Origin of the sequence: uncultured Escherichia sp. (assembly GCF_948475835.1) — a bacterium.
Classification (GTDB): Bacteria; Pseudomonadota; Gammaproteobacteria; order Enterobacterales; family Enterobacteriaceae; genus ECMA0423.
On sequence record NZ_CAOLGM010000040.1, the window covers coordinates 14,016 to 33,947 of the forward strand.

The 19,932-nt window shown below is 52.4% G+C and carries 20 protein-coding genes, 1 tRNA gene and 1 pseudogene; 11 read left to right on the forward strand and 11 right to left on the reverse strand.

The features are described from left to right. Nucleotides 1-18 precede the first annotated feature (18 nt). Together tsaE and nnr are read right to left on the reverse strand one after the other, a co-directional pair. On the reverse strand, nt 19-480 hold the full coding sequence (gene tsaE, locus QZF50_RS09975; RefSeq protein ID WP_000981977.1) for a tRNA (adenosine(37)-N6)-threonylcarbamoyltransferase complex ATPase subunit type 1 TsaE: 462 nt from the start codon (nt 478-480) through the stop codon (nt 19-21). Further along, nucleotides 452-1,999, reverse strand: coding sequence for a bifunctional ADP-dependent NAD(P)H-hydrate dehydratase/NAD(P)H-hydrate epimerase (gene nnr, locus QZF50_RS09980; protein ID WP_001295189.1), 1,548 nt, complete (start codon nt 1,997-1,999; stop codon nt 452-454). The genes tsaE and nnr overlap by 29 nt, the downstream gene beginning before the upstream one ends. On the opposite strand from nnr, the gene queG reads away from it, so the two are divergent. Continuing rightward, nucleotides 1,998-3,137 (forward strand): tRNA epoxyqueuosine(34) reductase QueG, encoded by a 1,140-nt coding sequence (gene queG / locus QZF50_RS09985; protein WP_001294219.1) that lies wholly within the window; start codon nt 1,998-2,000, stop codon nt 3,135-3,137. The two genes, nnr and queG, sit on opposite strands and share 2 nt — an antisense overlap. On the opposite strand, the gene QZF50_RS09990 is transcribed toward queG, so the two are convergent. The 3 genes from QZF50_RS09990 to orn form a co-directional block, all read right to left on the reverse strand. Beyond that, on the reverse strand, nt 3,120-3,173 hold the full coding sequence (locus QZF50_RS09990; RefSeq protein ID WP_010723271.1) for a hypothetical protein: 54 nt from the start codon (nt 3,171-3,173) through the stop codon (nt 3,120-3,122). The genes queG and QZF50_RS09990 overlap by 18 nt on opposite strands. 233 nt (nt 3,174-3,406) lie before the next feature. Then, nucleotides 3,407-3,482 (reverse strand) — tRNA-Gly (locus QZF50_RS09995). 210 nt (nt 3,483-3,692) lie between these two features. Beyond that, a complete protein-coding gene (gene orn, locus QZF50_RS10000; RefSeq protein WP_001295188.1) occupies nt 3,693-4,238 on the reverse strand; it encodes an oligoribonuclease in 546 nt (181 codons plus the stop codon). A gap of 94 nt (nt 4,239-4,332) precedes the next feature. On the opposite strand from orn, the gene rsgA reads away from it, so the two are divergent. From rsgA to mscM, 3 genes are all read left to right on the forward strand, one after another. Then, entirely contained in the window at nt 4,333-5,385 is a 1,053-nt protein-coding gene (gene rsgA, locus QZF50_RS10005) for a small ribosomal subunit biogenesis GTPase RsgA (RefSeq protein ID WP_000041970.1), read from the forward strand. Between the two features lie 96 nt (nt 5,386-5,481). Beyond that, a complete protein-coding gene (asd, locus tag QZF50_RS10010) occupies nt 5,482-6,450 on the forward strand; it encodes an archaetidylserine decarboxylase (RefSeq protein WP_000934920.1) in 969 nt (322 codons plus the stop codon). Between the two features lie 21 nt (nt 6,451-6,471). After that, complete coding sequence (gene mscM, locus QZF50_RS10015) at nt 6,472-9,795, forward strand: miniconductance mechanosensitive channel MscM (protein ID WP_001236847.1); 3,324 nt, start codon at nt 6,472-6,474, stop codon at nt 9,793-9,795. A 150-nt stretch (nt 9,796-9,945) separates the two neighbouring features. On the opposite strand, the gene yjeM is transcribed toward mscM, so the two are convergent. Both yjeM and epmA read right to left on the reverse strand, forming a co-directional pair. Continuing rightward, complete coding sequence (gene yjeM / locus QZF50_RS10020; RefSeq protein WP_001307536.1) at nt 9,946-11,448, reverse strand: glutamate/gamma-aminobutyrate family transporter YjeM; 1,503 nt, start codon at nt 11,446-11,448, stop codon at nt 9,946-9,948. A 218-nt stretch (nt 11,449-11,666) separates the two neighbouring features. Further along, nucleotides 11,667-12,644: an elongation factor P--(R)-beta-lysine ligase gene (gene epmA, locus QZF50_RS10025; protein ID WP_061892636.1), complete on the reverse strand. Its 978-nt coding sequence runs from the start codon at nt 12,642-12,644 to the stop codon at nt 11,667-11,669. Nucleotides 12,645-12,968: 324 nt separating this feature from the next. Here epmA and frdA point away from each other — a divergent pair, with 324 nt between their 5' ends. The 6 genes from frdA (at nt 12,969) to blc (ending at nt 18,098) form a co-directional block, all read left to right on the forward strand. Then, nucleotides 12,969-14,777 (forward strand): fumarate reductase (quinol) flavoprotein subunit, encoded by a 1,809-nt coding sequence (gene frdA, locus QZF50_RS10030; RefSeq protein ID WP_001192973.1) that lies wholly within the window; start codon nt 12,969-12,971, stop codon nt 14,775-14,777. After that, nucleotides 14,770-15,504 (forward strand): fumarate reductase iron-sulfur protein, encoded by a 735-nt coding sequence (gene frdB / locus QZF50_RS10035; protein WP_000829498.1) that lies wholly within the window; start codon nt 14,770-14,772, stop codon nt 15,502-15,504. Before frdA ends, frdB begins: the two co-directional genes overlap by 8 nt. Before the next feature lie 10 nt (nt 15,505-15,514). After that, entirely contained in the window at nt 15,515-15,910 is a 396-nt protein-coding gene (frdC, locus tag QZF50_RS10040) for a fumarate reductase subunit FrdC (RefSeq protein ID WP_000208757.1), read from the forward strand. Between the two features lie 10 nt (nt 15,911-15,920). Beyond that, nucleotides 15,921-16,280 carry a fumarate reductase subunit FrdD gene (gene frdD, locus QZF50_RS10045; RefSeq protein WP_001299198.1) on the forward strand — a complete coding sequence of 120 codons (360 nt, stop codon included), beginning with the start codon at nt 15,921-15,923 and terminating at the stop codon, nt 16,278-16,280. A gap of 62 nt (nt 16,281-16,342) precedes the next feature. Next, nucleotides 16,343-17,476 (forward strand): BlaEC family class C beta-lactamase, encoded by a 1,134-nt coding sequence (locus QZF50_RS10050; RefSeq protein ID WP_290388868.1) that lies wholly within the window; start codon nt 16,343-16,345, stop codon nt 17,474-17,476. A gap of 88 nt (nt 17,477-17,564) precedes the next feature. Further along, on the forward strand, nt 17,565-18,098 hold the full coding sequence (blc, locus tag QZF50_RS10055) for a lipocalin Blc (RefSeq protein ID WP_001238378.1): 534 nt from the start codon (nt 17,565-17,567) through the stop codon (nt 18,096-18,098). Here the strand turns inward: blc and sugE are convergent. The 4 genes from sugE to efp all read right to left on the reverse strand — a co-directional run bounded on the left by sugE (nt 18,095) and on the right by efp (nt 19,587). Beyond that, a complete protein-coding gene (sugE, locus tag QZF50_RS10060) occupies nt 18,095-18,412 on the reverse strand; it encodes a quaternary ammonium compound efflux SMR transporter SugE (RefSeq protein WP_000118482.1) in 318 nt (105 codons plus the stop codon). The genes blc and sugE overlap by 4 nt on opposite strands. Before the next feature lie 174 nt (nt 18,413-18,586). After that, on the reverse strand, nt 18,587-18,733 hold the full coding sequence (ecnB, locus tag QZF50_RS10065) for a lipoprotein toxin entericidin B (protein ID WP_000239596.1): 147 nt from the start codon (nt 18,731-18,733) through the stop codon (nt 18,587-18,589). Between the two features lie 110 nt (nt 18,734-18,843). Further along, on the reverse strand, nt 18,844-18,969 hold the full coding sequence (ecnA, locus tag QZF50_RS10070; RefSeq protein WP_000977757.1) for a lipoprotein antitoxin entericidin A: 126 nt from the start codon (nt 18,967-18,969) through the stop codon (nt 18,844-18,846). 51 nt (nt 18,970-19,020) lie between these two features. After that, nucleotides 19,021-19,587: an elongation factor P gene (gene efp, locus QZF50_RS10075; RefSeq protein WP_000257278.1), complete on the reverse strand. Its 567-nt coding sequence runs from the start codon at nt 19,585-19,587 to the stop codon at nt 19,021-19,023. A 41-nt stretch (nt 19,588-19,628) separates the two neighbouring features. Between efp and QZF50_RS10080 the strand changes: the two are divergent. Continuing rightward, nucleotides 19,629-19,932: pseudogene (locus tag QZF50_RS10080) on the forward strand (EF-P beta-lysylation protein EpmB); the annotation flags it as partial.

Sequence of the window (19,932 nt, forward strand, 5' to 3'; positions counted from 1 at the left end):
CCCGCCACCTTTCAAAGGTTAACCGGCTAAACGCGCCAGCAACAATTCACCCGCAGAGGAAACCGCACTCACGCGCGCCTCACGGCCTTGTGCCTGATAATCAATGTGTATTTCGACATCCGGGTCAGGAAGAACACCAGTACCTTGTTGTGGCCACTCCACCAGGCAGATGGCATCGTTGGCAAAATAATCGCGAATCCCCATAAACTCCAGCTCCTCGGGATCGGCAAGGCGGTACAAATCAAAGTGATAAACCATTAAATTGTCGAGCGTATAGGGTTCGACCAGCGTATAAGTGGGGCTTTTGACATTACCCTGATGACCCAGAGCTTGTAAAAAGCCCCGGCTAAAGGTGGTTTTACCTGCGCCTAAATCGCCATACAGATAGATTACGGTTGCGCCATCGCAGGCTTTCGCTACCCGCTCGCCCAGGTCTAATGTTGCCTGCTCATCAGGGAGCGGAATTACTCGATTCATCATGGTTTTTATCAGTCACTTCCGGGTTAACAATACGCTGTAGCGTGGAAAAGAGATCGGTTGCCAGCATCCCGCGCGTTCCAAAACGCGCCGCCAGTACGTCAGCTGCAGCACCGTGCGCGACACAGCCCGCACAGGCGGCATCATACGGCGACAGTTTTTGCCCAAGCAATGCGCCAATAATACCAGAGAGCACATCGCCCATGCCGCCGCTCGCCATGCCTGCATTTCCGGCATCAATAATGCCTAAAGCGTCAGGATGGGCGGCGACCACGGTTCCGGCACCTTTCAGCACCGCTACGCCGCCATAACGTTGTACCAGACGTTTGGCGCAATGTAAGCGGTCACTTTCAATTTCAGCGACGGAACAGCCTAACAACCGTGCGGCCTCGCCAGGATGCGGCGTGATCACGCGATTGTGACGCTTATCGGGATTGATTGCCAGCAGGTTCAATGCATCGGCATCCCACAACATCGGTTTGCGAAAATTCTCAACTTTTTGCAGTGCTTTTTTCCCCCACTCTTGCTGGCCCAGACCGGGACCAATCACCACCACATCGGCCCATTCCAGGCTTTCGGTAAGAGAGTCCATCGTCAGTTCATGCACCATCAATTCCGGTCGTGCAGTCAGCAGCGGCGCAATGTTTTCACTGCGGGTCAGTACTCGGACTAAACCAGCACCAGCACGTAGCGCCGCTTCCCCCGTCATACGAATAGCCCCCGCCGTGCCGTGATCGCCACCGATAATTACCAGCCGCCCGTGATCGCCTTTATGCGAAGTCGGGCGACGCGGTTTTAGCCAGTGAGAAAGTTGTTCTGCTGAAAACCGCTGAATTTTCGTCTCCTGACCTGCCAGCCAACTATCCAGCCCCAGTGAGTCAAAATGCAGTTGTCCGGTAACATCCCGCGCTTTTCCAGTGAGCAAGCCTGGTTTCAGCGCAATAAAAGTGATGGTGTGATCGGCGTTGATCACCGCGCCTGGCGTAGCGCCAGTTTCAGCCAGCAGGCCGGAAGGGATATCAACCGCCACAATCGGCGCAGGATGGGAATTAGCGTGGTCGATTAACTGGCTAATGGATTCGCGGGGCGCTTGCCGCAAACCGGTACCGAGCAGCGCATCAACAATCAGATCTACCGATTCGGGCCAGACAATATTCGAAGCATGGATCTCGCCACCCGCGTTTAACCATGCTTCGCGTGCCAGCGCGGCCTCTTCCGGCAACGGTTTGTCGCTCTCCTGGGCCAACAACGTGACCTCAATGCCGACCGCTTTGGCCAGTCGCGCGACCACGTAGCCATCGCCGCCGTTATTACCATGACCGCACAGCACCAGCCAGTGGCGGGCGTCAGGATACGCCGAACGACACACCTGGAATGCGGCCTCGCCAGCGCGAAGCATCAGCTCATAGAGTGTGAGCCCCAGCACATCTGCCGCCTCGCGTTCTCCGCGGCGGATATCGTCGGCGTACCAGACGGTGTGTGGTATACTTACGGGGTTTTTCTTCATTGTATGGTCCGTCATGTCAGAGCCCCTCGATCTCAATCAGTTAGCGCAAAAAATTAAACAGTGGGGGCTGGAACTGGGCTTTCAGCAGGTAGGTATTACCGATACCGATCTCAGCGAGTCCGAGCCCAAACTGCAAGCATGGCTGGACAAACAATACCACGGCGAAATGGACTGGATGGCACGTCACGGTATGCTGCGCGCTCGCCCTCATGAGTTATTGCCCGGTACGCTGCGCGTGATCAGCGTGCGGATGAATTACCTTCCTGCTAACGCCGCATTTGCCAGCACGCTGAAAAACCCCAAACTCGGCTATGTTAGCCGTTATGCGCTGGGCCGTGACTATCACAAACTTCTGCGCAACCGACTCAAAAAGCTGGGCGAGATGATTCAGCAACATTGTGTTTCGCTGAATTTTAGACCGTTTGTCGATTCTGCGCCTATTCTCGAGCGCCCGTTAGCTGAAAAAGCTGGGCTCGGCTGGACAGGTAAGCACTCACTTATCCTCAATCGCGAGGCCGGTTCTTTCTTCTTTTTAGGCGAATTGCTGGTCGATATTCCGCTGCCCGTGGATCAACCAGTCGAGGAAGGATGCGGTAAATGCGTGGCCTGTATGACGATTTGCCCGACCGGTGCCATCGTCGAGCCATATACCGTCGATGCTCGCCGCTGTATCTCTTATCTCACCATCGAACTTGAAGGGGCGATCCCGGAAGAGTTGCGACCGTTAATGGGAAACCGTATTTACGGTTGCGATGACTGCCAGCTTATCTGCCCGTGGAATCGCTATTCACAACTCACCACAGAAGAGGATTTCAGCCCGCGTAAGCCGCTACACGCACCGGAACTCATTGAGTTATTCGCCTGGAGCGAAGAGAAGTTTTTAAAAGTCACGGAAGGATCGGCGATTCGTCGTATTGGTCACCTGCGTTGGCTGCGTAATATCGCCGTAGCATTAGGCAATGCCCCTTGGGATGAAACGATTTTGACAGCGCTGGAAAGTCGTAAAGGTGAGCACCCACTTCTCGATGAGCACATAGCGTGGGCGATTGCGCAGCAAATAGAGAGACGAAATGCGTGCATAGTCGAAGTGCAATTGCCGAAAAAACAGCGTCTGGTTCGGGTGATTGAAAAAGGGTTACCGCGTGACGCCTGATTCATCCACAGCTTGTGAATAAAAATAAAAACGCATTGCAATTCAAGACGAATAAAATCGTCAAGTGATCGACTCGACAAAACGGAATCTTAATTTTTAACTTATCTATCAATAGGTTAAAAAAATACTATTCACCGTGCGAAGTTTCTTTGAAATTAAGATTACAGCCTGAGGCTGTGGATAACTCTGTTTACAAGAGTTTGTCAGAGACAACGAAAACCAGCAATAACGCATCGCATCGCTGTGGATATTTTATTGAGAGAAGAATTTGGAGCGGGAAACGAGACTCGAACTCGCGACCCCGACCTTGGCAAGGTCGTGCTCTACCAACTGAGCTATTCCCGCGTACTACTTAATTTTGCTTTCGTAATTTTCGCATTTCTGCGTCGTTACGGGAGGCGCATTATACGAGAAATCTTTCCCTCTGCAACCCCCCAAAAAAGTTTTTTTTGCGTTTTTATCTCAAGTGCTGAAATTATCAGCAAGACGTTCAATTTAGCGTCAAAATCACGCCGCCGCAAGTGGATTCCGGCGCTTACGTGACCAGGAAAAATTTTACAGCTTGATAAAATGCTCGCGGTAGTAAGCCAGCTCCGCCACCGATTCACGGATATCATCCATCGCCTGATGCGTCCCCTGCTTGGTAAAACCATCCAGAATTTCCGGCTTCCAGCGGCGCGCCAGCTCTTTCAGGGTGCTGACATCGAGATAACGGTAGTGGAAGTAGGCTTCCAGCTCCGGCATGTATTTAAACAGGAAACGACGGTCCTGACCGATGCTGTTACCGCAAATCGGCGATTTTCCCGCAGGCACCCACTGTTTTAAAAATTCGAGCGTTGCCAGTTCAGCTTCCCGATCGCCCATCGTGCTCGCTTTCACGCGCTCTACCAGCCCGCTGGCGGTATGGGTGCGCACGTTCCAGTCATCCATCAGCGCCAGCTGTTCATCAGACTGGTGTACTGCAATGGTCGGCCCTTCTGCCAGAATATTCAGGTTGGCATCGGTCACCAGCGTGGCAATCTCAATAATGCGATCGCGCTCGGGATCCAGACCGGTCATCTCAAGATCGATCCAAATCAGGTTGTTTTCATTGGCACTCATGCTATTTTCCACCCATTCACAGTGACTATATTGATTCACAATTGCGTGTATCATAGATGTTTTGCCCATCAGGGGCGACCAGGAGTCTGTACGATTGAGTAAAAATAAACTCTCCAAAGGCCAGCAGCGCCGCGTGAACGCCAATCACCAGCGTCGTCTTAAAACGTCTAAGGAGAAGCCCGACTACGACGACAATCTGTTTGGCGAGCCTGATGAAGGTATCGTCATCAGCCGCTTTGGTATGCACGCTGATGTGGAATCCGCCGATGGCGACGTTCACCGCTGCAATATTCGCCGTACCATCCGTTCGCTGGTAACCGGCGACCGCGTAGTCTGGCGTCCGGGTAAACCGGCGGCGGAAGGCGTAAATGTCAAAGGGATCGTGGAAGCGGTGCATGAGCGTACCTCGGTGTTGACGCGTCCGGATTTCTACGACGGCGTAAAACCTATTGCCGCCAACATCGACCAGATTGTCATTGTCTCCGCCATTTTGCCGGAGCTGTCGCTCAATATTATCGACCGTTACCTGGTGGCCTGCGAAACCTTGCAGATTGAGCCGATTATTGTGCTCAACAAGATAGACCTGCTGGACGACGAAGGCATGGCGTTCGTCAACGAGCAGATGGATATCTACCGCAATATCGGTTATCGCGTATTGATGGTTTCCAGCCATACTCAGGATGGGCTAAAACCGCTGGAAGAGGCGTTGACCGGGCGCATCAGCATTTTTGCCGGGCAGTCTGGCGTCGGCAAATCCAGCCTGCTGAATGCGTTGCTGGGGCTGCAAAAAGAGATCCTGACCAACGATGTCTCTGACAACTCGGGGCTCGGTCAGCACACCACGACCGCCGCTCGGCTGTATCACTTCCCGCACGGCGGTGATGTGATTGATTCCCCTGGTGTGCGTGAGTTCGGCCTCTGGCACCTGGAGCCGGAACAAATCACTCAGGGCTTTGTCGAATTCCATGACTATTTAGGTCTGTGTAAATATCGCGATTGCAAACACGATACCGATCCGGGCTGCGCTATCCGGGAAGCGGTTGAGGAAGGGAAAATCGCGGAAACCCGTTTCGAAAACTATCACCGTATTCTGGAAAGCATGGCGCAGGTAAAAACGCGTAAAAACTTTTCTGATACGGATGACTGACAATTAAGCTAACCGTCGTTAGAATCGTCCCCTTTTTTTCAGGATCCGGCATGTTGGCCGGATCAGGAACGACAAAACAATGGCCTGGAGGCTACCTTGTTAAATTCATTTAAACTTTCGCTACAGTACATTCTGCCGAAACTATGGCTTACTCGCCTGGCGGGTTGGGGCGCAAGCAAGCGGGCAGGATGGCTGACAAAACTGGTTATCGATCTGTTCGTTAAATACTACAAGGTCGACATGAAAGAGGCGCAAAAGCCGGACACCGCCAGCTACCGCACCTTTAACGAATTCTTTGTCCGTCCGCTGCGTGACGAAGTACGCCCAATCGATACCGATCCGAATGTCCTGGTCATGCCTGCCGATGGCGTTATCAGCCAGTTGGGTAAAATCGAAGAAGATAAAATCCTGCAAGCCAAAGGCCACAACTACAGCCTCGAAGCCTTGCTGGCAGGCAACTATCTGATGGCGGACCTGTTCCGCAACGGTACGTTTGTGACCACTTACCTCTCCCCGCGTGACTACCACCGCGTACACATGCCGTGCAACGGTATTCTGCGTGAGATGATCTACGTGCCGGGCGATCTCTTCTCCGTTAACCATCTCACCGCTCAGAACGTGCCGAATCTGTTTGCCCGTAACGAACGCGTGATTTGCCTTTTCGATACCGAATTTGGCCCAATGGCGCAGATTCTGGTCGGAGCGACGATTGTTGGCAGCATTGAGACGGTCTGGGCGGGCACCATTACGCCGCCGCGCGAAGGTATCATCAAGCGCTGGACCTGGCCTGCCGGGGAAAACGACGGTTCTGTGGCACTGCTGAAAGGCCAGGAAATGGGTCGCTTTAAACTCGGTTCCACCGTTATCAACCTGTTTGCACCGGGTAAAGTGAATCTGGTTGAGCAACTGGAAAGCCTGTCTGTCACGAAAATTGGCCAGCCGCTGGCAGTATCTACCGAAACCTTTGTTACGCCAGACGCTGAACCTGCCCCGCTTCCTGCTGAAGAGATCGAAGCAGAACACGACGCCAGCCCATTGGTTGACGACAAAAAAGACCAGGTCTAATCCATCAAAGGAAACGCTGACGTGCGCCTGATTATCACTTTTCTGATGGCCTGGTGCCTCAGTTGGGGGGCGTACGCCGCGACGGCCCCCGATAGCAAACAAATCACTCAGGAACTGGAGCAGGCAAAAGCGGCGAAACCCGCACAGCCGGAAGTCGTAGAGGCGCTCCAGTCTGCCTTAAATGCGCTTGAGGAACGAAAAGGTTCCCTTGAGCGCATCAAACAATATCAGCAAGTTATCGATAATTATCCGAAACTCTCCGCTACTCTGCGCGCACAATTAAACAACATGCGTGACGAGCCGCGCAGCGTGTCGCCGGGAATGTCTACCGACGCGCTGAATCAGGAAATTCTCCAGGTCAGCAGCCAGTTGCTGGATAAAAGCCGTCAGGCCCAGCAAGAGCAGGAGCGCGCCCGCGAGATTGCCGATTCGCTGAATCAACTGCCGCAACAGCAAACCGACGCCCGCCGTCAGTTAAATGAGATCGAGCGCCGCCTGGGGACGCTTACTGGCAATACTCCGCTCAATCAGGCACAAAATTTCGCGTTGCAGTCTGACTCTGCACGTCTTAAGGCGCTCGTTGATGAACTGGAGCTGGCGCAGCTGTCTGCCAATAACCGCCAGGAATTAGCGCGCTTACGCTCAGAGCTGGCGGAAAAAGAGAGCCAGCAACTGGATGCGTATTTGCAGGCCTTGCGTAATCAATTAAACAGCCAACGTCAGCTTGAGGCGGAGCGGGCGCTGGAAAGTACCGAATTACTGGCAGAAAACAGTGCCGATTTGCCGAAAGATATCGTCGCGCAATTCAAAATTAACCGCGAACTATCGGCGGCTTTGAATCAACAGGCGCAGCGGATGGATCTCGTTGCCTCGCAACAGCGTCAGGCTGCCAGCCAGACGTTACAGGTCCGGCAGGCGTTGAATACGCTGCGTGAACAGTCGCAATGGCTGGGATCGTCCAATCTGCTCGGCGAAGCGCTGCGGGCGCAGGTGGCACGGCTGCCAGAAATGCCAAAACCACAACAGCTTGATACCGAAATGGCGCAGTTGCGTGTGCAACGGTTACGTTATGAGGATCTGCTTAATAAACAGCCGCTGCTACGGCAAATCCATCAGGCCGACGGTCAGCCGCTGACCGCCGAGCAAAACCGTATTCTGGAAGCACAACTGCGCACTCAGCGTGAGTTGCTGAACTCATTGTTGCAGGGTGGCGACACGCTACTATTGGAACTGACCAAGCTGAAAGTCTCCAACGGGCAACTGGAGGATGCGCTGAAAGAGGTGAACGAAGCAACGCACCGCTATCTGTTCTGGACCTCTGACGTGCGCCCGATGACCATCGCCTGGCCGCTGGAAATCGCCCAGGATCTGCGTCGTCTCATTTCGCTGGACACCTTCAGTCAGTTGGGCAAAGCCAGTGTGATGATGCTGACCAGCAAAGAGACAATTTTGCCGCTGTTTGGCGCGTTGATTCTGGTCGGTTGCAGTATTTACTCGCGCCGCTATTTCACCCGTTTTCTTGAACGTTCGGCGGCGAAAGTTGGCAAAGTGACTCAGGATCACTTCTGGCTGACGTTGCGCACTCTTTTCTGGTCGATTCTCGTCGCGTCACCGTTACCGGTGCTGTGGATGACGCTGGGTTACGGCTTGCGCGAGGCGTGGCCTTATCCGCTGGCGGTCGCGATTGGCGATGGTGTAACGGCCACCGTGCCGCTGCTGTGGGTAGTGATGATTTGCGCCACCTTTGCCCGCCCGAACGGCTTGTTTATCGCTCATTTTGGCTGGCCGCGCGAACGTGTTTCCCGTGGGATGCGCTACTACCTGATGAGCATCGGGCTTATTGTGCCGCTGATTATGGCGCTGATGATGTTCGATAACCTCGACGACCGTGAATTCTCCGGTTCGCTGGGACGGCTTTGCTTTATCCTCATTTGCGGTGCGCTGGCGGTGGTCACCCTCAGCCTGAAAAAGGCCGGGATCCCACTGTATCTCAACAAAGAGGGCAGCGGCGACAACATTACCAACCATATGCTGTGGAACATGATGATTGGCGCGCCACTGGTTGCCATTCTGGCGTCGGCGGTGGGTTATCTGGCAACGGCACAGGCGCTGTTAGCGAGGCTTGAAACCTCGGTTGCCATCTGGTTCCTGCTACTGGTGGTTTATCACGTTATCCGCCGCTGGATGCTGATCCAGCGTCGCAGGCTGGCGTTTGACCGGGCGAAGCATCGCCGTGCAGAGATGTTAGCGCAACGTGCGCGTGGCGAAGAGGAAGCGCATCATCACAGTAGCCCGGAAGGAGCAATTGAAGTCGATGAAAGCGAAGTCGATCTCGATGCCATCAGTGCGCAATCCTTGCGGCTGGTGCGCTCAATTTTGATGTTGATCGCCCTGCTTTCTGTCATTGTGCTGTGGTCAGAAATCCATTCCGCTTTCGGCTTCCTCGAAAATATTTCGCTGTGGGATGTCACCTCCACGGTACAGGGCGTAGAAAGTCTGGAGCCAATTACCCTCGGTGCGGTGCTGATTGCCATTCTGGTGTTTATCATCACCACGCAGCTGGTGCGCAACCTGCCCGCGCTGCTGGAACTGGCGATTTTGCAGCACCTGGATTTAACGCCAGGTACGGGTTACGCCATCACCACCATCACCAAATATCTGCTGATGCTGATTGGCGGGCTGGTCGGCTTCTCAATGATTGGTATTGAGTGGTCGAAATTGCAGTGGCTGGTTGCCGCGCTCGGTGTTGGTCTCGGTTTTGGTTTGCAGGAAATTTTCGCCAACTTTATCTCTGGCCTGATCATCCTGTTCGAAAAACCGATTCGCATTGGCGATACGGTAACGATCCGCGATCTTACTGGTAGCGTGACAAAAATTAACACCCGCGCCACCACCATCAGCGACTGGGACCGTAAAGAGATAATCGTGCCGAACAAGGCGTTTATTACCGAGCAGTTTATCAACTGGTCGCTCTCTGACTCGGTCACGCGCGTGGTGTTGACGATTCCGGCCCCTGCCGATGCCAATAGCGAAGAAGTGACGGAAATCCTGCTCACCGCAGCGCGTCGCTGCTCGCTGGTGATCGACAACCCGGCACCGGAAGTCTTCCTGGTGGATCTGCAACAGGGGATTCAGATTTTCGAGCTGCGTATTTACGCCGCTGAGATGGGTCACCGTATGCCGCTACGCCATGAGATCCACCAGCTGATTCTGGCAGGCTTCCACGCCCACGGTATCGATATGCCATTCCCGCCCTTCCAGATGCGTCTGGAAAGCCTCAACGGTAAGCAAACGGGGAGAACATTAACTTCTGCGGGCAAAGGTCGTCAGGCGGGAAGTTTGTAATGCATGAAGCTGCCAAATGATGTCAACGTGGCTCATTTAGCAGCTTAACATCATCTTCAGTTATCACCGGCCCTGGAGAGTATCATCCATACGCATTACTTCCTGACAACTCATCGCCGGAGAGACGATGAGTTGCAGGATTTCATATGATCAGTCGAGAGCTAACTCAGGTTTATTCGCCATGCGACTGCAATAGTTCTGGTAAATCGCCATCGCTAACAGCGAGAAGAAGACAGGGCCGCCAATCATCCACAATGTGCTGTCCCAGTCTCCGGCTTCAACCACAGGTTGAATGATGGTGAAGACGTTCGCAAATGTCACCACCAGTACGACAACCACTGTCGCAATCATTGCCGACAAATGCGTTTTGAAAATCACAAACGGTCTGTCGAGATCCTGACGTGCTTTAAAGAACGGGAAAGCCAGCGCGAGGAACAGGTAAGGAAGCGTCATAGACACGTTCGCCATCAGCGTCAGCTTGTTAAAGAACGCCGATGCGGTACCGCCACCAAACGAAACCAGCAGGATGAAGACAGTAACCAACCCGCACTGCATCCACATGGCGATAGAAGGCATCCCCATCGCATTCAGGCGCGTCATCGGTTCCGGCCACAACGCTTTCGGCGTCCCCTGGATGATGGCTTTCAGCGGTGAATAGCAAAGCGTAAAGAACGCCCCGGTATAAGCGAGGAACATCGAAAGTCCGGTAATACGCGCAAACCATACACCCAGCGACAATGACGCTTCAGGTGACAAATGCAGTGCGTTACCCAGCGTCACCCCGAGGCTCTTCATCAGCACATAGGTAATATTGCCGAGGTTAACGGAACCATTACTTAATACCTGCTGCCAGTTTGTGCTGACACCCCATAAAAATATTGCCAGCGAATAACCGATTGAAATAACAATAGCGGCAAAAACAATACCTTTGGCAAAGTTCTTTTCTGGATTTTCCGTTTTATCGACCAGACCACCAACCGCTTCAATTCCGCCATAGGCAAAAATAGCAAATACCACAAACGATAGCATTGCCAGACCGGACTGATAACCTGGGTTCGGTGATGCAAGGAAATTAATATCCTGCGCGAAATGCCCACCATTTAATAACAAAATAGTAATGCTTACTAACAGCAATACTAAATTCAGACACATTACTGCAATACCGCCCACCGCAGTAATGCGGGCAATTTTATTAATCCCCTTTGAAGCAACGACGGTGACCAGAATCATCCATGCCACTGCCAGCAGACCAACCACCTGCGTAGGCTCCAGTCCAGCAATACGCCAGTGCTGGGTCATGTCGCTACCATAGAGGAATGTTGAGAACGGTACCCAAACTTTCGCGGAGGTACTCACCATCCAGATGATATAAGAGGAAAACCACATAAACGTACCAATGAAGGCAAAACGTGGTCCGACACTATTATTCATCCAGGAATAGATACCACCTTCTTCTTTGCGATAGGCAGCTCCCATTTCAGCCATCATTAAGGCGAATGGAATAAAGAATAACAATGCAGAAAATATATAAAAGGGAATCGCACTATAACCCATTAAGTAATAAGCCGATGGGCTATTGGCAAATCCAAATACGGAAGTAAAGATCATCAATATGAGTCCTATCAGACTCATCTTTTTTATCGTGTGAGGCATGAAACCATCCTTCATTTCAGCGCGTGTATAAAACGCGCCCACTGAACTGCACTGCCCAACATTGAGCGGGCAGCGTAAAAACCAATACAGAATTGATACCTGGATGATATCAAATATCCAGTCTTAAATTGTGGCCTTTAACGGAAAAATGAAAACATATGCTACAGAATGGCGCTTATCACGCCATTCTTCGCTGTTAATTCAGTAATTTTTCAGAATTATGCCCGGTCAACGCTAAAGGCGATGACTTCAGCCAGTGTCTCCGCGCCCAGCGCCAACATCACCAGACGATCAACACCTAATGCCACGCCGGAACAGTCAGGCATACCGACTTTCAAGGCTTCAATCAGATTCTGGTCAATGGGGTGCTGCGGCAAACCGCGCGCCGCGCGCTTATGGTTATCTTGTTCAAAGCGTTGTTGCTGCTCACGGGCATCCGTCAATTCATGGAAACCATTCGCCAGCTCAATACCTTTATAATAAACCTCAAAGCGTTCAGCGACCCGATGATCTTCGGTACTGATTTGCGCCAGTGATGCCTGGCTGGCTGGAAAGTGGTACACAAAGGTCGGTTTTTCTTTGCCAATATTTGGCTCTACGCCAAAGGTAAACAGCAATTGTAGCAGCGTGTCGCGGTCTTCTTCGGTATCAGCAACATTGCTCAAATCCAGTTTCGCTGCGACTTCCCGCAGTTGCGTTTTGTCGGCAGAGAGCGGGTCAATTTCCAGATAACGCAAGAAAGCTTGTTGATAAGAAAGGCTTTCTGCTGCCGGGCAGTCCAGCACCTGTTGTAAGAGATCGTCCACCTCGTTCATCAACCGGTACATATCATAGTGCGGTCGATACCACTCCAGCATAGTGAACTCAGGGTTGTGATAACGCCCCATCTCTTCATTACGGAAGCTGCGGCACAGCTGGAATACCGGCCCACAACCGGCAACCAGCAGGCGTTTCATATGGTATTCCGGGCTGGTCATTAACCAGAGATTCATCCCCTGCGAATGCCCGGGGCCAACGAAACGTGTCTCAAACGGGACCAAATGAATATCGGTTACCGTCGCCTGGCTCATACAAGGCGTCTCCACCTCCAGCACTCCACGATCGGCAAAGAAACGACGGATCTCCGCCATAATCGCCGCGCGTTTTAATAAGTTAGGAATGGATGCGCTCGGCTGCCAGGATGCCGTTTCGCTCATAGTTAAATCTCCAGATTTTGACAAGGGCACGAAGTCTACTCGCAACGCGACGGAGAGACAAATTTTACGCAGGAATCAAACAGCGGTGGGCAGTGACTAAAAAAAGCACGATCTGATGGTTTAGTAATTAAATTAATCATCTTCAGTGATAATTTAGCCCTCTTGCGCACTAAAAAAATCGATCTCGTCAAATTTCAGACTTATCCATCAGACTATACTGTTGTACCTATAAAGGAGCAGTGGAATAGCGTTCGCAGACCGTAACTTTCAGGCACTTACCCTGAAGTACGGGGCTGTGGGATAAAAACAATCTGGAGGAATGTCGTGCAAACCTTTCAAGCCGATCTTGCCATTGTAGGCGCCGGTGGCGCGGGATTACGTGCTGCAATTGCTGCCGCGCAGGCAAATCCAAATGCAAAAATCGCACTAATCTCAAAAGTATACCCGATGCGTAGCCATACCGTTGCTGCAGAAGGGGGCTCCGCCGCTGTCGCGCAGGATCATGACAGCTTCGAATATCACTTTCACGATACAGTAGCGGGTGGCGACTGGTTGTGTGAGCAGGATGTCGTGGATTATTTCGTCCACCACTGCCCAACCGAAATGACCCAACTGGAACTGTGGGGGTGCCCATGGAGCCGTCGCCCGGATGGTAGCGTCAACGTACGTCGCTTCGGCGGCATGAAAATCGAGCGCACCTGGTTCGCCGCCGATAAGACCGGCTTCCATATGCTGCACACGCTGTTCCAGACCTCTCTGCAATTCCCGCAGATCCAGCGTTTTGACGAACATTTCGTGCTGGATATTCTGGTTGATGATGGTCATGTTCGCGGCCTGGTAGCAATGAACATGATGGAAGGCACGCTGGTGCAGATCCGTGCTAACGCGGTCGTTATGGCTACTGGCGGTGCGGGTCGCGTTTATCGTTACAACACCAACGGCGGCATCGTTACCGGTGACGGTATGGGTATGGCGCTAAGCCACGGCGTTCCGCTGCGTGACATGGAATTCGTTCAGTATCACCCAACCGGTCTGCCAGGTTCCGGTATCCTGATGACCGAAGGCTGCCGCGGTGAAGGCGGTATTCTGGTCAACAAAAATGGCTACCGTTATCTGCAAGATTACGGCATGGGCCCGGAAACTCCGCTGGGCGAGCCGAAAAACAAATATATGGAACTGGGTCCACGCGACAAAGTTTCTCAGGCCTTCTGGCACGAATGGCGTAAAGGCAACACCATCTCCACGCCGCGTGGCGATGTGGTTTATCTCGACCTGCGTCACCTCGGCGAGAAAAAACTGCATGAACGTCTGCCGTTCATCTGCGAACTGGCGAAAGCGTACGTTGGCGTCGATCCGGTTAAAGAACCGATTCCGGTACGTCCGACCGCACACTACACCATGGGCGGTATCGAAACCGATCAGAACTGTGAAACCCGCATTAAAGGTCTGTTCGCCGTGGGTGAATGTTCCTCTGTTGGTCTGCACGGTGCAAACCGTCTGGGCTCCAACTCCCTGGCGGAACTGGTGGTCTTCGGCCGTCTGGCCGGTGAACAAGCGACAGAGCGTGCAGCAACTGCCGGTAATGGCAACGAAGCGGCAATTGAAGCGCAGGCAGCTGGCGTTGAACAACGTCTGAAAGATCTGGTTAACCAGGATGGCGGCGAAAACTGGGCGAAGATCCGCGACGAAATGGGTCTGGCTATGGAAGAAGGTTGCGGTATCTACCGTACGCCGGAACTGATGCAGAAAACCATCGACAAGCTGGCAGAGCTGCAGGAACGCTTCAAGCGCGTGCGCATCACCGACACCTCCAGCGTGTTCAACACCGACCTGCTCTACACCATTGAACTGGGCCACGGTCTGAACGTTGCTGAATGTATGGCGCACTCCGCAATGGCACGTAAAGAGTCCCGCGGCGCACACCAGCGTCTGGACGAAGGTTGCACCGAGCGTGACGACGTCAACTTCCTCAAACACACCCTCGCCTTCCGCGATGCTGATGGCACGACTCGCCTGGAGTACAGCGACGTGAAGATTACTACGCTGCCGCCAGCTAAACGCGTTTACGGTGGCGAAGCGGATGCAGCCGATAAGGCGGAAGCAGCCAATAAGAAGGAGAAGGCGAATGGCTGAGATGAAAAACCTGAAAATTGAGGTGGTGCGCTATAACCCGGAAGTCGATACCGCACCGCATAGCGCATTCTATGAAGTGCCTTATGACGCAACTACCTCATTACTGGATGCGCTGGGCTACATCAAAGACAACCTGGCACCGGACCTGAGTTACCGCTGGTCCTGCCGTATGGCGATTTGTGGTTCCTGCGGCATGATGGTTAACAACGTGCCAAAACTGGCATGTAAAACCTTCCTGCGTGATTACACCGACGGTATGAAGGTTGAAGCGTTAGCTAACTTCCCGATTGAACGCGATCTGGTGGTCGATATGACCCACTTCATCGAAAGTCTGGAAGCGATCAAACCGTACATCATCGGCAACTCCCGCACCGCGGATCAGGGTACTAACATCCAGACCCCGGCGCAGATGGCAAAGTATCACCAGTTCTCCGGTTGCATCAACTGTGGTCTGTGCTACGCCGCGTGCCCGCAGTTTGGCCTGAACCCAGAGTTCATCGGTCCGGCTGCCATTACGCTGGCGCATCGTTATAACGAAGATAGCCGCGACCACGGTAAGAAGGAGCGTATGGCGCAGTTGAACAGCCAGAACGGCGTATGGAGCTGTACTTTCGTGGGCTATTGCTCCGAAGTCTGCCCGAAACACGTCGATCCGGCTGCGGCCATTCAGCAGGGCAAAGTAGAAAGTTCGAAAGACTTTCTTATCGCGACCCTGAAACCACGCTAAGGAGTGCAACATGACGACTAAACGTAAACCGTATGTACGGCCAATGACGTCCACCTGGTGGAAAAAATTGCCGTTTTATCGCTTTTACATGCTGCGCGAAGGCACGGCGGTTCCGGCTGTGTGGTTCAGCATTGAACTGATTTTCGGGCTGTTTGCCCTGAAAAATGGCCCGGAAGCCTGGGCGGGATTCGTCGACTTTTTACAAAACCCGGTTATCGTGATCATTAACCTGATCACTCTGGCGGCAGCTCTGCTGCATACCAAAACCTGGTTTGAACTGGCACCGAAAGCAGCCAATATCATTGTAAAAGACGAAAAAATGGGACCAGAGCCAATTATCAAAAGTCTCTGGGCGGTAACTGTGGTTGCCACCATCGTAATCCTGTTTGTTGCCCTGTACTGGTAAGGAGCCTGAGATGATTAATCCAAATCCAAAGCGTTCTGACGAACCGGTATTCTGGGGCCTCTTCGGGGCCGGTGGTATGTGGAGCGCAATTATTGCGCCGGTGATGATCCTGCTGGTGGGTATTCTGCTGCCACTGGGGCTGTTTCCGGGTGATGCGCTGAGCTACGAGCGCGTTCTGGCGTTCGCGCAGAGCTTCATTGGTCGCGTATTCCTGTTCCTGATGATCGTTCTGCCGCTGTGGTGTGGTTTACACCGTATGCACCACGCGATGCACGATCTGAAAATTCACGTGCCTGCGGGCAAATGGGTTTTCTACGGTCTGGCTGCTATCCTGACAGTTGTCACGCTGATTGGTATCGTTACAATCTAACGTATCGCCAATGTAAATCCGGCCCGCCTATGGCGGGCCGTTTTGTATGGAAACCAGACCTTATGTTCAAAACGACGCTCTGCGCCTTATTAATTACCGCCTCTTGCTCCACATTTGCTGCCCCTCAACAAATCAACGATATTGTGCATCGCACAATTACCCCGCTTATAGAGCAACAAAAGATCCCCGGTATGGCGGTGGCGGTAATTTATCAGGGTAAACCTTATTACTTTACCTGGGGCTATGCGGACATCGCCAAAAAGCAGCCCGTCACACAGCAAACGTTGTTTGAGTTAGGTTCGGTCAGCAAAACATTTACGGGCGTGCTTGGTGGCGACGCTATTGCTCGAGGGGAAATCAAGTTAAGCGATCCCACAACAAAATACTGGCCTGAACTTACCGCTAAACAGTGGAATGGGATCACACTATTACATCTCGCAACCTACACTACTGGCGGCCTGCCATTGCAGGTGCCGGATGAGGTGAAATCCTCAAGCGACTTGCTGCGCTTCTATCAAAACTGGCAGCCTGCATGGGCGCCAGGAACACAACGTCTGTATGCCAACTCCAGTATCGGTTTGTTCGGCGCACTGGCTGTGAAGCCGTCTGGTTTGAGTTTTGAGCAGGCGATGCAAACACGTGTCTTCCAGCCACTCAAACTCAACCATACGTGGATTAATGTACCGCCCGCAGAAGAAAAGAATTACGCCTGGGGATATCGCGAAGGCAAGGCAGTTCATGTTTCGCCAGGGGCGTTAGATGCTGAAACTTATGGTGTGAAGTCGACCATTGAAGATATGGCCTGCTGGGTACGAAGCAATATGAATCACCGTGATATCAACGACAAAACACTTCAACAAGGGATACAACTGGCACAATCTCGCTACTGGCAAACCGGCGATATGTATCAGGGTCTGGGCTGGGAAATGCTGGACTGGCCGGTAAATCCTGACATCATCGTTAACGGCAGTGACAATAAAATTGCACTGGCAGCACGCCCCGTAAAAGCGATTACGCCCCCAACTCCTGCAGTACGCGCATCATGGGTGCATATAACGGGGGCGACCGGCGGATTTGGTAGCTATGTCGCGTTTATTCCAGAAAAAGAGCTGGGTATCGTGATGCTGGCTAACAAAAACTATCCCAATCCAGCGAGAGTCGCCGCCGCCTGGCAGATTCTCAACGCTCTACAGTAAAATTTCATCGGGTCCGAATTTTCGGACCTTTTCTGCGCTTTTCCTTGCTGTCATCTACACTTAGAAAAAAACCAGTAAGGAAACATTTATGCGCCTGCTCCCTCTCGTTGCCGCAGCGACAGCTGCATTTCTGGTCGTTGCCTGCAGTTCTCCTACGCCGCCGCGTGGCGTAACAGTAGTGAATAATTTCGACGCCAAACGTTATCTCGGTACCTGGTATGAGATTGCCCGTTTTGATCACCGTTTTGAACGTGGACTGGAAAAAGTCACCGCAACATACAGCCTGCGTGATGACGGCGGCCTGAATGTCATTAATAAAGGCTATAACCCTGACAGAGGAATGTGGCAGCAGAGTGAAGGGAAAGCGTACTTTACCGGCGCACCAACTCGCGCTGCGCTGAAAGTGTCATTCTTTGGTCCTTTCTATGGCGGTTATAACGTTATTGCACTCGATCGGGAATACCGCCATGCGCTGGTTTGCGGCCCGGACCGCGACTACCTGTGGATACTCTCCCGCACGCCAACCATTTCTGACGAAGTGAAACAGGAGATGCTGGCAGTCGCGACCCGGGAAGGGTTTGATGTCAGTAAGTTTATTTGGGTACAGCAGCCCGGTAGTTAGTGAGTGCTGAGTTTCAGACCAATAATCCCCAATACGATTAACGCCAGACTCGCCAGGCGCATCGGGTTAGCGGACTCACCGAGCAGCACAATGCCGGTGATGGCCGCGCCGACTGCGCCAATACCCGTCCACACGGCATAAGCCGTCCCTACCGGTAACGATTTCATCGCCCAGGCAAGTAGCGCCATACTGACTATCATCGCCGTCACAGTAATAACACTTGGCGTCAAACGACTAAAGCCGTGGGTATATTTCAGGCCAACGGCCCATACCACTTCCAGCAGACCAGCAATAACTAAGATAATCCAGGACATATCAGGCTCCGGAGAATTGGGGCCGTCCCCGGTGAAAAGAGGCGTTTGCAGGTCGTCCTGCAAAGCTGATGGTTGAACGGATATTTTGCCAGGTGGCAGGGGAATTTCAACTATTACCTTTGTGACTATCGCAAAAAAACAAACGGCACGACATAACTGTCGTACCGTTATTGCTTATTGCTGCGCTTTCGTTGCTGCACCAGAAATCGCGTTACCGCCATCAGAAATGTCTTCACCAACGCCACGCGTGGTGTTGCAGGCAGTTAATACTGTTGAAAGCACCAGAACAGAAAAGATCGCTGCAATTGTCTTCTTCACCATAACGTCTTCCTTTTAGGTAATGTTATTTATGTTTGCCTATAGCAAATTAATAATAGACAACATCGCCAAAAATGATGGAAATCTGATGATTTTTCGGAAGAGAAGAAAAATTAGCTGGCAGCGCGAGAGATGGAGTTGCCGAGATGTTTGATGTCTTCGCCGAAACCGCGAGCGGTGTTACAGCCCGTGAGCAGCGTGCTGGCAAGCAAAACAAGAACGATAAGGCGTTTCATCATCTCTGACCTGAATAAGTGATGGTGCAGCCTGCAGGCCGCACCACAACCGCATTACTTCACGCGAGAGACGTATTCACCAGAGCGGGTATCCACTTTGATGACTTCGCCGATTTGTACGAACAGCGGAACTTTAACCACAGCGCCAGTAGACAGGGTAGCCGGTTTGCCGCCAGTACCTGCGGTATCACCTTTCAGGCCCGGATCGGTATCAACGATTTCCAGTTCAACGAAGTTCGGCGGAGTAACGGAGATCGGCTGACCATTCCACAGAGTTACGATACACTCTGCCTGATCCAGCAGCCATTTAGCGTTGTCGCCAATTGCTTTTGCATCAGCAGACAGCTGCTCGAAAGTTTCGTTGTTCATGAAGTGCCAGAACTCACCGTCGTTGTACAGGTAAGTCAGGTTCATATCGACAACATCAGCGCCTTCAGCGGAATCAGTAGATTTGAAGGTTTTTTCTACGCGAGTACCGGTCAGCAGACGACGCAGTTTAACGCGAGCAAATGCCTGGCCTTTACCCGGTTTTACGAATTCACTCGCTTCAACCGCGTAAGGTTCGCCGTCTAACATGATTTTAAGACCAGCACGAAAATCGTTGCTATAGTACGTTGCCATAAGGCCCTCTGAAATTTGTTAATTGGTAGCTAAGCCACAAAATGGCGCATATTGTAACCCTAAATACCCCATCCAGAGAAGATTGGTTAACGCAACTTGCCGATGTTGTGACCGATCCTGATGAACTTCTGCGTCTTTTGAATATAGACGCGGACGAAAAACTGTTGGCCGGACGCAGCGCCAAAAAGCTGTTTGCCCTGCGTGTGCCCCGCTCATTTATCGATCGCATGGAGAAAGGCAATCCGGACGATCCTCTTTTGCGTCAGGTACTTACCTCGCAAGATGAGTTTGTCGTCGCGTCCGGATTCTCCACCGACCCGCTGGAAGAACAGCACAGCGTAGTGC

Coding starts and splice junctions, on each gene's coding strand:
- queG (WP_001294219.1), top strand. CDS start 1,998: ATGTCAGAGCCCCTCGATCTCAATCAGTTAGCGCAAAAAATTAAACAG.
- yjeM (WP_001307536.1), bottom strand. CDS start 11,448: ATGCCTCACACGATAAAAAAGATGAGTCTGATAGGACTCATATTGATG.
- frdD (WP_001299198.1), top strand. CDS start 15,921: ATGATTAATCCAAATCCAAAGCGTTCTGACGAACCGGTATTCTGGGGC.
- blc (WP_001238378.1), top strand. CDS start 17,565: ATGCGCCTGCTCCCTCTCGTTGCCGCAGCGACAGCTGCATTTCTGGTC.
- frdC (WP_000208757.1), top strand. CDS start 15,515: ATGACGACTAAACGTAAACCGTATGTACGGCCAATGACGTCCACCTGG.
- epmA (WP_061892636.1), bottom strand. CDS start 12,644: ATGAGCGAAACGGCATCCTGGCAGCCGAGCGCATCCATTCCTAACTTA.
- sugE (WP_000118482.1), bottom strand. CDS start 18,412: ATGTCCTGGATTATCTTAGTTATTGCTGGTCTGCTGGAAGTGGTATGG.
- orn (WP_001295188.1), bottom strand. CDS start 4,238: ATGAGTGCCAATGAAAACAACCTGATTTGGATCGATCTTGAGATGACC.
- nnr (WP_001295189.1), bottom strand. CDS start 1,999: ATGACGGACCATACAATGAAGAAAAACCCCGTAAGTATACCACACACC.
- tsaE (WP_000981977.1), bottom strand. CDS start 480: ATGATGAATCGAGTAATTCCGCTCCCTGATGAGCAGGCAACATTAGAC.
- efp (WP_000257278.1), bottom strand. CDS start 19,587: ATGGCAACGTACTATAGCAACGATTTTCGTGCTGGTCTTAAAATCATG.
- ecnB (WP_000239596.1), bottom strand. CDS start 18,733: ATGGTGAAGAAGACAATTGCAGCGATCTTTTCTGTTCTGGTGCTTTCA.
- frdB (WP_000829498.1), top strand. CDS start 14,770: ATGGCTGAGATGAAAAACCTGAAAATTGAGGTGGTGCGCTATAACCCG.
- ecnA (WP_000977757.1), bottom strand. CDS start 18,969: ATGATGAAACGCCTTATCGTTCTTGTTTTGCTTGCCAGCACGCTGCTC.
- QZF50_RS10050 (WP_290388868.1), top strand. CDS start 16,343: ATGTTCAAAACGACGCTCTGCGCCTTATTAATTACCGCCTCTTGCTCC.